15 protein-coding genes are annotated in these 12,373 nt (G+C 27.1%); 7 read left to right on the forward strand and 8 right to left on the reverse strand.

The window, feature by feature from the left end:
* Positions 1–134: 134 nt before the first annotated feature.
* On the reverse strand, positions 135–1,505 hold the full coding sequence (locus ACN5J4_RS03315; protein WP_418650749.1) for a tetratricopeptide repeat protein: 1,371 nt from the start codon (positions 1,503–1,505) through the stop codon (positions 135–137).
* A 348-nt stretch (positions 1,506–1,853) separates the two neighbouring features.
* Here ACN5J4_RS03315 and ACN5J4_RS03320 point away from each other — a divergent pair, with 348 nt between their 5' ends.
* Both ACN5J4_RS03320 and ACN5J4_RS03325 read left to right on the forward strand, forming a co-directional pair.
* Positions 1,854–2,195 (forward strand): DUF2853 family protein, encoded by a 342-nt coding sequence (locus tag ACN5J4_RS03320; protein ID WP_418650750.1) that lies wholly within the window; start codon positions 1,854–1,856, stop codon positions 2,193–2,195.
* 88 nt (positions 2,196–2,283) lie between these two features.
* The gene (locus ACN5J4_RS03325; RefSeq protein ID WP_418650751.1) at positions 2,284–3,708 is read left to right on the forward strand and encodes an L-serine ammonia-lyase; all 1,425 of its coding nucleotides are present in this window, start codon (positions 2,284–2,286) and stop codon (positions 3,706–3,708) included.
* A 4-nt stretch (positions 3,709–3,712) separates the two neighbouring features.
* On the opposite strand, the gene ACN5J4_RS03330 is transcribed toward ACN5J4_RS03325, so the two are convergent.
* The 3 genes from ACN5J4_RS03330 to ACN5J4_RS03340 form a co-directional block, all read right to left on the reverse strand.
* Entirely contained in the window at positions 3,713–4,327 is a 615-nt protein-coding gene (locus tag ACN5J4_RS03330) for a SanA/YdcF family protein (RefSeq protein WP_418650752.1), read from the reverse strand.
* 30 nt (positions 4,328–4,357) lie between these two features.
* Entirely contained in the window at positions 4,358–5,116 is a 759-nt protein-coding gene (yaaA, locus tag ACN5J4_RS03335) for a peroxide stress protein YaaA (protein ID WP_418650753.1), read from the reverse strand.
* Positions 5,117–5,427: 311 nt separating this feature from the next.
* The gene (locus ACN5J4_RS03340) at positions 5,428–6,186 is read right to left on the reverse strand and encodes an MBL fold metallo-hydrolase (RefSeq protein ID WP_418650754.1); all 759 of its coding nucleotides are present in this window, start codon (positions 6,184–6,186) and stop codon (positions 5,428–5,430) included.
* Positions 6,187–6,286: 100 nt separating this feature from the next.
* Here ACN5J4_RS03340 and ACN5J4_RS03345 point away from each other — a divergent pair, with 100 nt between their 5' ends.
* Genes ACN5J4_RS03345 through ACN5J4_RS03360 form a run of 4 tightly spaced genes read left to right on the forward strand, consistent with a single transcriptional unit; the run spans position 6,287 to position 9,350 of the window.
* Positions 6,287–7,729 (forward strand): TonB-dependent receptor, encoded by a 1,443-nt coding sequence (locus ACN5J4_RS03345; RefSeq protein WP_418650755.1) that lies wholly within the window; start codon positions 6,287–6,289, stop codon positions 7,727–7,729.
* A 59-nt stretch (positions 7,730–7,788) separates the two neighbouring features.
* Positions 7,789–8,337 carry an RNA polymerase sigma factor gene (locus ACN5J4_RS03350; protein ID WP_418650756.1) on the forward strand — a complete coding sequence of 183 codons (549 nt, stop codon included), beginning with the start codon at positions 7,789–7,791 and terminating at the stop codon, positions 8,335–8,337.
* A 33-nt stretch (positions 8,338–8,370) separates the two neighbouring features.
* On the forward strand, positions 8,371–8,898 hold the full coding sequence (locus ACN5J4_RS03355) for a hypothetical protein (RefSeq protein WP_418650757.1): 528 nt from the start codon (positions 8,371–8,373) through the stop codon (positions 8,896–8,898).
* A 2-nt stretch (positions 8,899–8,900) separates the two neighbouring features.
* Entirely contained in the window at positions 8,901–9,350 is a 450-nt protein-coding gene (locus ACN5J4_RS03360) for a hypothetical protein (RefSeq protein WP_418650758.1), read from the forward strand.
* A gap of 15 nt (positions 9,351–9,365) precedes the next feature.
* Here ACN5J4_RS03360 and ACN5J4_RS03365 read toward each other — a convergent pair whose 3' ends face one another.
* The 4 genes from ACN5J4_RS03365 to kdsB all read right to left on the reverse strand — a co-directional run bounded on the left by ACN5J4_RS03365 (position 9,366) and on the right by kdsB (position 11,534).
* Entirely contained in the window at positions 9,366–9,587 is a 222-nt protein-coding gene (locus ACN5J4_RS03365) for a hypothetical protein (protein WP_418650759.1), read from the reverse strand.
* 141 nt (positions 9,588–9,728) lie between these two features.
* On the reverse strand, positions 9,729–9,995 hold the full coding sequence (locus ACN5J4_RS03370) for a hypothetical protein (protein WP_418650760.1): 267 nt from the start codon (positions 9,993–9,995) through the stop codon (positions 9,729–9,731).
* 125 nt (positions 9,996–10,120) lie between these two features.
* Positions 10,121–10,807 (reverse strand): HAD family hydrolase, encoded by a 687-nt coding sequence (locus ACN5J4_RS03375; RefSeq protein ID WP_418650761.1) that lies wholly within the window; start codon positions 10,805–10,807, stop codon positions 10,121–10,123.
* Positions 10,800–11,534 (reverse strand): 3-deoxy-manno-octulosonate cytidylyltransferase, encoded by a 735-nt coding sequence (gene kdsB, locus ACN5J4_RS03380; RefSeq protein ID WP_418650762.1) that lies wholly within the window; start codon positions 11,532–11,534, stop codon positions 10,800–10,802. The genes ACN5J4_RS03375 and kdsB overlap by 8 nt, the downstream gene beginning before the upstream one ends.
* 477 nt (positions 11,535–12,011) lie before the next feature.
* Between kdsB and ACN5J4_RS03385 the strand changes: the two genes are divergently transcribed.
* A complete protein-coding gene (locus ACN5J4_RS03385) occupies positions 12,012–12,359 on the forward strand; it encodes a hypothetical protein (protein WP_418650763.1) in 348 nt (115 codons plus the stop codon).
* Positions 12,360–12,373 lie beyond the last annotated feature (14 nt).

Raw genomic sequence — 12,373 nt, forward strand, 5'->3', positions numbered from 1 at the left:
TTGAAATAATAAATAGTCTTAAAATATTATTCAAATATATAGAAATGAGCTTAAAAAACTTATAATTATATTAAATAGCATTGAAACATATTATCATATAATGAATGTTAATATTTACGACTAACTATAAAGCTTTATTTTAAAGCTTTTTTATAACTTGATAATATTTCTTGTACTTTTTTTTGTTCATAAACAGTAGGAAACAACTCTTTAACAATAGTATGATAATTATAATCTATTGCTATGCCATTTTTTAAATGTGCTAAACTATAATCTTCTTTATCTAAAATCATAAATAAACCACATAAACGGTATTCAACCTCAGCAAACTCTTTATATATTTTTTTAGCCTTAATTATTACTTTTAAAGCATCTTCAAATTCACCTAAAAAAAGTAAAATATCTGCTAAAGCTGTATAAATTTCAAGTTCATTATCACCTAATTCAATACAAGTATAAAAAGCTTTTACAGCCTCCTCGTAAAAATTTAACTTCAAGTTTATATCACCGTACCTTCTCCAATAAAATGCATTTCCTTCGTCAATTTGTATTGCCTTATTTATATAGTAAAGTGCTTTCTGAAAATCATTATCATTATAACAAGCATTTGTTAATAACACCCACCCTTTATCTAACAAAGGATCTTCATGAACAGCTTTTTTATAAAAATGTATGGCAGTATGAATATTTTTCAAATTTTCATAGCATTCACCTATTCTGATATATGCAAAAGCCGTAGGGTCATCTAATTCTAAAGTTATCATATAATTTTCAATAGCATCCTCAAACCTATGCAACTCTTCTAAAGTTTTTGCTTTTTCTAAATAACCTCCTATAAAACTTTCATCAATTAATACTGAGTAATCAAAAGCCTTAAGAGCTTCTTTATGCATTCCTAATTCAGAATATTGCTTACCTAATTGATGCCATGCAATTTCACAATAAGGGTTTCTTTCAATGTAATTTCTCAAAAAAAGTATAGCCTCTATGTGACCTTCTTGCATATCAAAACAATAAACTACATTGTATAACGATGAATAATCTTCATAATCAACCTCTACACATTTTTCAAAATTTAAACGCGCATTTTCATAATCATCTAAATACAAGTACTCCATTCCTAACATAGACCATATATCTGCTGGATCTTCAACGTATTCTAAAGATTCCTTTAAAACAGCTATAGCTTTTAAATGTTGTGTTTTTTTTGATAAAATCAAAGCTTTTTGAATAAAAACCTCATCATTATGAGGCTCAACAGCCTCAACTTTTTTTAGTATTTTCTCTGCTTCCTCTAACTCATTTTCAAAAACTAAAATTTCTACTTTCATCAACTTTAACTGAATTGAAGTAGGATGCTGCTCTAAACCTAACTCTACTGCTTTTTTAGCTAACGAATGTTTTGCGATATTCAAATAATGTTCAATAATAGTTTCAAACTCAACAGCATCAAAAAAATAGACATTGTTTGTTTTTAACATAGATTCAAATTTTGATATTGGCATAGGCTAAAAGATATTGGATACATATAAAAATACGATATAAACAGCACTTATCCACTATAAAAGTATTTTGTTTTCAACAATTTAATTAACAATTCATTAATTTAGAAGTTATACAAAACTAAAAAGTTAATTATTTAAAGCTAATTCTAGCTTTCTTAAAAAGATTAAAACAAGTACTAAATCTAAACTGAATTAATAAACCTAACATCTATTTAATCTTAAAAAAACTTAACAATAAATATTTTATTTCTTTCATTTTTCTTATTTTGAAAGAACAAAATATTTATCTATATTTGGAATAATTAATGATACAATAATAACATTAACAAATAATTATAAATAAAAATTATGAGTAAATTTGACGAAAAAGTAGCATTATATAAAAAATTTATGGATGACAAAAACCTTCCTGCTAATCTTGATTTATTAAAAGCGGTTACTAAAGGTTTAGGTCCTTCTATTTATAAAAAAGACGCAGAAACAGTATCAGGTAGTGATCCGAAAGAATTAGAAACTGTTAAGAAAAATTTTTTACTGAAAAAATTAAGTTTAACAGATGGACCTGAATTAGATAAAGCTATTGATGAAGTTATGGAAACTATCGGAAGATCTGAAAGAAGTAAGTATCGTGCTGTTGTTTATTATCTATTAGCTAAGAAATTTAATAAAGAAAATGTATACGGAATGTAGTATTAATATTTTTTCATAAAAAAAGGTCTTGTATTGATTTAAATACAGGACTTTTTCTATTTTAGCGTTCAACAAACAAAAAATATTTATGTCGCAGTTTATTAGTGTTTTTGATATGCTTAAAATTGGCGTTGGCCCTTCTAGCTCACATACTTTAGGTCCGTGGAGAGCTGCTCAACAATGGATTGAAAAATTAAAAGAAACTAATATTTTTAATACAATTGATGGTATTAAAATAGACTTATACGGTTCTTTATCTTTAACAGGAACAGGTCACGCTACAGATTTAGCTATTTTACTTGGGTTAAGTGGTACTGATCCTGAATATATTCCTATTGAGAGTATTGACACAATTATTGATATAATTAAAAAAACAAAAAAATTACACTTCAATGCTGAAAAATATTTAGTTTTTTCTATTGAAAATGTTGTTTTTAATAAAGATTTTTTACCATTTCATTCTAACGGATTAATTTTTAGAGGTTTTTGTAAGGGTAAAGAAATTTCTACCGAAATATACTACTCTATAGGTGGAGGTTTTGTTATTCAAGAAGAGGTAGAGAAACCTTTAGAAACGGAAATAAACAAAGTTAATTTTCCATATCCGATAAACAGAGCTACTGAACTTGAGCAATATTGTAACAAGGAAAACAAAAATATTTCAGATATTGTTTTTCAAAATGAATTGGTTTTAAAATCTGCACTAGAAATTGACACTGAATTAAAACGCGTTTGGGACACCATGTTAGAATGCATGTATATAGGTTGTCATACTGGAGGTATTTTACCTGGCGGTTTAAATGTAAAACGTAGAGCGTTTGGTACTCATGCTAAATTAATTAAAGATGCATCTTACACTAATGAACAAGAATGGATTACCGCTATTAGAAGTACAGAAGTTAAGTTTCGTGAAATATTAAAATGGGTAAGCTGTTTAGCTTTATCTGTTAACGAAGTTAATGCTGCTTTAGGTAGGGTTGTAACAGCTCCTACAAATGGAAGTGCCGGAGTAATACCTGCTGTTTTAATGTATTATTTAGTTATAGAAAATCACGATGCTGACTTTAATCACATTAAAAAGTTTTTATTAGTAGCAGGAGAAATTGGAAGTATTTTTAAAAAGAACGCTACTATTTCAGCAGCAATGGGCGGCTGTCAGGCAGAAATTGGTGTTTCATCAGCAATGGCAGCAGCAGCACTTACCGAACTTTTAGGAGGAACTCCAGGACAGTGTTTAGTTGCTGCTGAAATAGCAATGGAACATCATTTAGGCTTAACCTGCGACCCTATTGGAGGTTTGGTTCAAATACCTTGTATTGAACGTAATGCAATGGGAGCTATTAAAGCTATTAATGCTGCCGAACTAGCATTAGAAACCAACCCTAAAGAATGCTTAGTTCCTTTAGATAAAGTTATAGATACTATGTGGGAAACAGCTAAAGATATGCATAGAAACTACAAAGAAACCTCTGAAGGTGGTTTAGCTATTACCGTAGGTTTAGCCGATTGTTAATATATTATTTTATTTCAATAGAAGCTCCTAAAAACCTAGGCTGAATATTTAATAAAATATCTAAAAATACTTTTACCCGGGCTAAATACTCTCTTGACTGAACCTTTAGCCCATAGTTACCAAAAACATCTTTTGCATTAAAGCCAATAGCTTTAACACCAAAATAATTAGCTAAATAAATAGCTCTTTCATTGTGAAATTTTTGAGATATAATAGTTATTGCTGTTTGACCAAATATTTCTTTAGCTCTCACAACAGAATCTAATGTTCTAAAACCTGCATAATCTAAAAATATTTTAGCTTCAGGAATACCTGCCTTAATTAAATCTTTTTTAAAATCAGTAGGTTCGTCATAATTTTTAGAACTATTATCTCCGCTTACAATAATAAACGAAACTTTACTAGCTTTATATAATGTTACAGCTGCATTTACTCTATATGCATAATATAAATTTACTTGCCCATTAGTCAAATATTTTGCCGTACCTAAAACAACCCCCACTTTATTTACTAAAACAGCATCAATATTAGTATATAGTTTATCTTTTGTTTTTTGTATAACTAAAAAATTGCATACATAAATTATACATAGTAAAAATATGCTTAGTATAAAAAACACTTTTATTAATTTAACCCCTCGACTATACATCTATCTTGTAAAAAACAATTCAGTTTGGGTAGACATTTCTTCTGAAAACCTATAATTATTACTAGTAAACCCTTTTAGACCATCTAATGTAGTTATATCATTTTCAATAATGTAGCGCACCATTAAACCACGTGCTTTTTTAGCAAAAGTCATAATGGTTTTGTACTCTCCATTTTTAAAATCTTTAAAAACAGGGGTTATCATAGGTGTTTTTAAAACTTTTTTTGGCAATGCTTTAAAATATTCTAAACTAGCTAAATTTACTAACAACTCACCTTCTTTTAACTCGTTATTTAAAGAATTTGCTAAGGTATTGTTCCAAAATTTATATAAATTATCTGTTTCACCAACTTTTAGTTTGGTACCCATTTCTAAGCGATAAGGCTGTATTAAATCTAACGGTTTTAGTAAACCATATAATCCTGATAAAATTCTTAATTGGTCTTGTAAAACAGGTATTTTCGGCTCTGAAAGTGTATATACATCAATACCTCTAAAAACCTCACCTGTAAATGAATAAATGGCTTGTTTAGCGTTTTCTAAATTAAATGGGGTTTGCCAGTTTTGATTTCTTTCATAATTTAGGTTTGCTAAATCGTCTGAAATTTTCATTAACGTACTTAACTCTTTTTTAGAAAGTTTTTTTAATTTTTCATGTATTTGTTTTGATTGCTCTAAAAATTGTGGTTGTGTATATAAACTTGTAGCTGCTTTATTTTCAAAATCTAAAGATTTTGCTGGTGATATAATTATTTTCATTTAATTAATATTTATGGTAAAAATAGGTAGCTCTTTTAAATTTTCAAATTAATTATAGTATTTTAAATTAATTATAGTATCAGTAAAATCAATAGTATTTATAAATTAAATGTATTATTTTTTATCTGCATAAATTAAGTAACCTTTTTAACACTTAAATAAAATAAAGGTAAAATTAGCTTACAAATAGAAATACCTAGCCCCGATTGTAGCATTTGTTTGAGCTCTCTTGCTTTTTTTTTAGCAAGAAGCGAGTGCGAAAAGCGGGAATTGCTTCTAATAATATTTACTTTTATTAATTTATTTGTGGTTTAAATTATTAGTCCGTCGTAGGCTAAAAAAACATTTTCTGGTAATTCTTTTTCAACTACTTTATGAAAACCTAACATTTCACTAATATGTGTTAAATAAGCTTTTTTTGGCTTAACTTGAGCTATAAAAGCTAAAGATTCTTCTAAATTAAAATGCATTACATGAGGTTTTCTTCTTAACCCTGTAACTATTAATACATCTAAATTTTTTAACTTCTGTTGCTCTTGTAATGTTATTGTTTTTATATCAGTAAGGTAGGCTATGTTATTAAAACGGTATCCTAAAATTGGTAAGGGTCCATGCATAACTTCTATAGGTGTTATTTCTACTCCATGAAGTATAAAACGGTTATAATGCGATATAACTGTTGCGGTTACTTTTGGCGCACTTGGATACCTATTTTTAGTAGCAAATATATAATCGTACCTTTTCTTTAACGCCTCCAACACTCTACTAGAGGTATAAATAGGAACGGCTCCCATTTGAAAACAGTAAGGCCTTATTTCATCTAAGCCTGCAATATGGTCGGAGTGTTCATGAGTAAATAAAATTCCGTTAATTGAGGTTATTTTTTCACGCATCATCTGTTGCCTAAAATCAGGGCCACAATCTATCACATAATTAACATCATTCCATGAAATTACAATTGACGAACGTAATCGTTTATCACGAGGGTCGTTAGATAGTGCTACTGGATGATTACTTGCTATCATTGGAACACCTGTAGAAGTTCCTGTGCCTAAAAAAGTAACTTTCAATTGTTTATTATTATTTATTATTAAGACAAAAGTAAGACAAAAATTACCTGATAGTTCCTATTTTCAGTACATTTGTTACAAGTAACAAATAAACAAGAACATGGCAATTACGCTAAAAGGAGATCAGAAAATAAGTACAGTACCTACTACCACTAGTAAAGCTTTAAAAATTAATTTGAATGCTCATATTTATGGAACATTTGCTGAGATTGGAGCTGGACAAGAAACAGCTCGTAATTTTTTTAGAGCAGGAGGTGCTTCTGGTACTATTGCCAAAGCAATGAGTGCTTATGATAAAGATTTTTCAGATGCCATTTATGGAGTAGAAAATGACAACCGTTATGTTACTGAAAAAAGATTAAAAAAAATGTTAAAACATGAGATGGACTTAATTGAAGAACGTCTTGATCGTCAAAAACATCCTGATAAATTATTTTTTAGTTATGCTAATACTGTAGCTACCATCAATTTTTCAAAAAAATTTAAAGGTCATGGGTGGATTGGTATTCGTTTTCAATTAGACCCGCTTGAAGATTATAATGAAATTATTTTACACCTTCGTTTTAAAGAAACTGATGCACGCCAACAGCAAGAAACATTAGGTGTTTTAGGTGTTAATTTAATTTACGGAGCTTATTACTTAAATGATAATCCTAAAGAGTTATTAAAATCTTTTTATGACAATATTGATAGTGATCGTTTAGAGATAGATATGATAAATTTCTCAGGGCCTCGATTTATGTATGTTGACAATCGTTTAATGAGTTTACAACTTGTTAAAAATGGCATGACAAATGCTGTAATGTTTGGGCCTGATGGAAACAATTTATTACCCGCTCAGGTATTATATAAAAAGAACATATTAGCTTTACGTGGAAGTTATAGACCTGTTACAAAAGTAAATATGGATTTATTTGAAAGATCTAAACAAATGTTCTTAGCTGAAAAGAAAGTTAATCCTGAAAAAACACAAGTTATTTTTGAAATAACCTTAAGTAACTTACGTGCTGAAGGTGAAATCAACGAACGTGATTTTCTTGATAGAGCAGAGTTACTTTGTGCTCTTGGACAAAATGTTATGATTACTAATTATCAAGAATACTACAGGTTAGTAGATTACTTTAGTGAATTTACTAAAGAACGAATGGGATTAGCTATGGGTGTTAATAATTTAATTCAAATTTTTGATGAAAAATACTATCGTGATTTAAGTGGAGGTATTTTAGAAGCTTTTGGTAAACTTTTTTATCGTGATTTAAAAGTATACATGTACCCTTATAAAAATGGGAAAACAGGAGAATTTGTTACTAGTGAAAACCTACGAGTACATCCTAGAATGAAAGAGTTATACAAATTTTTTAAAACCAACGGTAGGCTTATTGATATTAAAGATTTTGATCCTGAAAATTTACTTATTTTTTCTAGAAAGGTATTAAAAATGATAAAAAACAATGAAGAAGGATGGGAAAAAATGCTACCTGAAGGAGTTTCTGAAACCATTAAAGAAAAACGTTTATTTGGCTGCTCTAGAAAACGCGTTTAAAAATATTTTTATTTTAAACCTTTTATTATCTTTAAGGTCTAACAACTAAACAATATTAGTTGACTACTGACGAAATTATACTTATAACAAAGCTACAGAACCCAACCACAAAGGAAATTGCTTATAAACAACTAGTTTCACTCTATAAAGAGCGATTATATTGGCATATACGAAAAATAGTGATTTCTCATCATGATGCTGATGATGTTTTACAAAATACTTTTATCAAAATTTTTAAAAATATAAATAATTTTAAAAGAGATAGTAAACTGTATTCTTGGATGTATAGAATAGCTACTAATGAGTCAATTACATTTATTAATAAAAGAGCTAAAGAAAAAAATGTTGACATTACTGAATATCAACAACAACTAGTTTCTTCTTTAGATAGTGATAATTGGTTTACTGGTGATGAAATAGCACTTGTACTACAAAAAGCTATTGCAACGCTACCTCAAAAACAACAACTAGTATTTAACATGAAATATTTTGATGAAATGAAGTATGCTCAAATTTCTGATATACTAGGTACATCAATAGGTGCTTTAAAAGCATCATACCATATTGCTGTAAAGAAAATTGAACAATTTATTAAAAACAGTAATTAAACCTTTTACCTATATTATAGTCTTAGAATAAAGATGAATAAAGAGTTGAAAAATAGCATAAATTTTATAAATAAAAAAATAGGAACAGAGACAAAATTTTCTACTCCTAAAAATTATTTTAATGAAGTTGAAAAAAGTATTTCATCTTTTGTAAATACTTGTAATTTACCTAAAAAAAATAATTTTGAAACACCTGACAATTATTTTAATAGTGTTGAAAAAATAATTTTAGAAAAAACAAAACAAATAAAAACTATTTCTTTATATAAGAACGTATTACAACTTATACCTATTGCAGTAGCTGCTTCAGTTTTACTTTTTATAGGATTAAGTTATATTAATCAAGCTAAAAATAATTATTATCTTAATGATATAACACAAGCTGACGTATTATATTGGTATGAAAATGGATATGGTGTTACTAATAATGATGAATTAGCTACTGTTTTAAATGATATTGATTTTGATGAAAACATACTTTCTTCAATAAACAAAGAGAATATGAAAGATTACTTAAATACTATTGATGATGACTCTTTACTTTTTAATAAAATTCAATAAAAATGAAAAAAAAAATAATTTTACTATTACTCATAACTTGCTTACATAGCATTATTAGTATTGCTCAATCAAAAAAAAGGGGCTCTGAAAAAATTCGTACTTATAAAATTGCATACTTAACTGAAACGTTAAATTTAACTAAAAATGAAGCTCTAAAATTTTGGCCAATTTATAATAAATATGATAAAAAAATGATAGCTTTACATAAAAAAGAGCGTTTCATTTTAAAAAAAAGAATACCTGAAAACGGAGGTATTGATAATTTATCTGAAAATGATTCTAAAGAAATTTTAGAAAAAATTAAAATTATAAAAGAAGAGCAACACTTAATAAAAACTTCTTTTAATAATAAAATTTATAATATATTATCTTATAAAAAAATACTGGCTTTACATATTTTTGAACACAAGTTTAACCATAAACTTGTGCGTAAATTAAGAGGTAAAAAATAGCATAAAAAAAGAAGCTTAAATAGCTTCTTTTTTTATGCTATTTTTTTTCACTAAATTAAAACAGACATATAAATTTGGCTTATTTACAGTATATTGTTTTAACCAAATAATTAACTCATCTACTTCATAAGGTAATAGCGTACTTAATGCCTTTTCTAACTCTTTACAAAATAAGTCAGTATTAAAACTAACTTTTTTTAAAACCATTTTAGTATACTCATACATTGCTCTTGCCATACTTGTTGTGAGGGATTTTAATTATTCTTTATTTACAAACGTAATTTACAAAATTTTAGTCCTTAGTATATGTTAATTTTTTGCAAAAAAAATCTGATACTTAACTAAGTATCAGATTTTAAATAGGTAACTTATAAAACATTATAAGTTATTTACTTTTTCAATTAAAGCATTTGCCTTTTCTTCTAATTCAGTACTAATTGCTTTAAAATGAGCTTTCTTATTTTCAACTTTTTTAGCATTTATTTTTACTATCAAATCATCATATGTTTCGAAAACTTCATCTACAATAGCTTCTGACTTATCAGCATCTACCTCAGGATTTAATTGAGCAGATAATCTACAAATATCAATAATATCTCCTAAAGTATAGTCGATATCTTTTTTTAAGTTTTTAATGCTTGCCATAATTATTATTTTTTTGCAAAATTAATTGATTTAATCTAATTCCTATGGTTATTTTTAAAAAATAATAAATACTAACTATTTTAAAATCAACCTTATTTAAACACCCTTAGTATTTTAAATAAAATTTAAGAAAAAAGTAATACATCTTTAATTTTAGAAACAGTTTTATAAGTATCCGCTTTTTGTGAATCATTAACTTTTTCATGAGCCCAAGTAGTGTGAAAAGGAACATGTATTGCTGAAGCTCCTACTTTAACTACTGGTAAAACATCTGATTTTAAAGAATTTCCAATCATTAATAATTCTGATGGGTAAATATCTAAATGTTTTATCAATTTTAAATAATCAGCTTCTTTTTTATCACTCATAACTTCTGTGTGATGAAAATATTTTAAAATACCAGATTTTTCTAATTTTCGCTCCTGATCTAATAAATCACCTTTGGTGGCAACAATTATTTTATATTTTCCTTGTAATTTTTGTAAAACCTCTTCTACTCCATCCAACAAATCAATTGGCTTTTCTAACATTTCTTTACCTATTTCAAGAATTCTATTAATTGTTTTTTGATTAATTTTAGAATTTGACAACTCTAAAGCAGTTTCAACCATTGATAATACAAAGCCCTTTATACCGTAGCCATATATTTTTAAATTATCTATATGCTTTTTATATAGCTCTTGATGAATTTTATTTTCAGTTTCATAAGCTGATAATAACTTTGCAAATTCTTTTTCTGCATCTCTAAAATAAGTTTCATTTACCCAAAGTGTATCATCAGCATCAAAAGCTATTACTTTTATATTATTCATTTTCGAGTATTTTTTTAGCTTTTTCTAAATCTTCAGGTGTATCAATACCAATACTTTCTACAGAAGTTTCAATCATTTTTATTTTTTTTCCGACTTCTAGATAGCGAATACATTCTATTTTTTCAGCAGCTTCTAAAGGAGTCATTGGTGTGTGGTAAAAATCTATCAATGCTTTTTTTCTAAAAGCATACACTCCTTTATGTTTAAAATATGTTATATCTACATCTTTTGCTCTATGAAAAGGAATTAAACTTCTTGAAAAATAGATAGCAAAATTATTTACATCAGTAATTACTTTTACATTATTCGGATTTTCAATATCCTCTAAATTTGTCATCGCTACCTTTAAGGACGCTAAATCTATTTCATTATTTTTATCATCTTTAAAAGCTTGAATTAGTTTTGATAAAGAAACTGTATCTATAAAAGGTTCATCACCTTGTACATTTACAACAATATCAACAGCTAAATTTTCAACAGCTTCTGCAATTCTATCTGAACCACATTCGTGTTCTTTTAAACTCATTAAAGCCTTACCCCCTGCTTCGGTTATCGTTTTAAAAATAATATCAGAATCAGTTACTACGTACACTTCACTAAACAAATTTGCTTTAACAGCAGCTTCGTAAGTTCTTACAATTACTGGTTTACCTCCTAAATCTTTCATTAATTTTCCAGGAAAACGAGATGCACTATAACGTGCAGGAATCATTGCAATTATTTTCATAAAATATAGTTATTTACACCTTTCAAAGATACATATTTAAACAAGGTATTAATATTAGCAAAAAGTTTGCTTAATAAAACTTTAACATTAATGTTTTGAGACTTTTAGCTGTTTTCTGATTTTTTTTATTAAATTTGAACACACTTATGAAAGTACTTTTATATACATATAGCATTATTTTAAACACTATCGGAATGATTAAGTGCAACACACGCATGCATAAAAAATATGCCTATATAAAAAGTACCTCTAGAAATAGCTTTAAACAACGGTTTTAAAACCAATATTTAATACAAATTACAAAAGGTGCTTTTTTATAAAAAGCACCTTTTCTTATTCACTAAATTTTAAACTTTATTACTTATGAATACATTAAAAAACATCAAACGAATTAACATGCAGTTAACTACAATTATATGCTTAGCACAAAAGAAATTTTTTAAAAAGTCTAAATTCACACCTATAACTCCCTAACTTATGAACACTTACATTGCATCTAAAAATAATTTGCTACAATTTACCGTTAACAAAAAACAAGTTAGCAAAAGTAAAGTATTAAAGACTTCAATTTTATATGACAAAATTGAAGCTACCGTACACTCCTCTCTAAGTTTCCATAAAGAATCTGCTAGTTTAAGCTTTAAAAGTATTGAGTTTGATATTATCAAAAAGGCTTATTTAAATGATAATCTTATTATCAGTAATAAAATAAAAAAAATGAGTGATACTGAAGTTGTTTTAAACATAACAGTATCAAAAAAAGAAGAAAAGCAAAACATTATATGTAAAGCTGTATTTGGTTATAGCTTACAAAAAGCCTCTTAACAATTAGTTTGATT

The organism is Tenacibaculum aestuariivivum (assembly GCF_964507685.1).
In the GTDB taxonomy this organism is placed as follows: domain Bacteria; phylum Bacteroidota; class Bacteroidia; order Flavobacteriales; family Flavobacteriaceae; genus Polaribacter; species Polaribacter aestuariivivum.

Bases quoted from the DNA above. Each gene is read 5' to 3' on its own strand.
- ACN5J4_RS03315 (WP_418650749.1), bottom strand. From the start codon at position 1,505: ATGCCAATATCAAAATTTGAATCTATGTTAAAAACAAACAATGTCTAT.
- ACN5J4_RS03320 (WP_418650750.1), top strand. From the start codon at position 1,854: ATGAGTAAATTTGACGAAAAAGTAGCATTATATAAAAAATTTATGGAT.
- ACN5J4_RS03325 (WP_418650751.1), top strand. From the start codon at position 2,284: ATGTCGCAGTTTATTAGTGTTTTTGATATGCTTAAAATTGGCGTTGGC.
- yaaA (WP_418650753.1), bottom strand. From the start codon at position 5,116: ATGAAAATAATTATATCACCAGCAAAATCTTTAGATTTTGAAAATAAA.
- ACN5J4_RS03345 (WP_418650755.1), top strand. From the start codon at position 6,287: ATGGCAATTACGCTAAAAGGAGATCAGAAAATAAGTACAGTACCTACT.
- ACN5J4_RS03355 (WP_418650757.1), top strand. From the start codon at position 8,371: ATGAATAAAGAGTTGAAAAATAGCATAAATTTTATAAATAAAAAAATA.
- ACN5J4_RS03360 (WP_418650758.1), top strand. From the start codon at position 8,901: ATGAAAAAAAAAATAATTTTACTATTACTCATAACTTGCTTACATAGC.
- ACN5J4_RS03365 (WP_418650759.1), bottom strand. From the start codon at position 9,587: ATGGCAAGAGCAATGTATGAGTATACTAAAATGGTTTTAAAAAAAGTT.
- ACN5J4_RS03370 (WP_418650760.1), bottom strand. From the start codon at position 9,995: ATGGCAAGCATTAAAAACTTAAAAAAAGATATCGACTATACTTTAGGA.
- ACN5J4_RS03375 (WP_418650761.1), bottom strand. From the start codon at position 10,807: ATGAATAATATAAAAGTAATAGCTTTTGATGCTGATGATACACTTTGG.
- kdsB (WP_418650762.1), bottom strand. From the start codon at position 11,534: ATGAAAATAATTGCAATGATTCCTGCACGTTATAGTGCATCTCGTTTT.
- ACN5J4_RS03385 (WP_418650763.1), top strand. From the start codon at position 12,012: ATGAACACTTACATTGCATCTAAAAATAATTTGCTACAATTTACCGTT.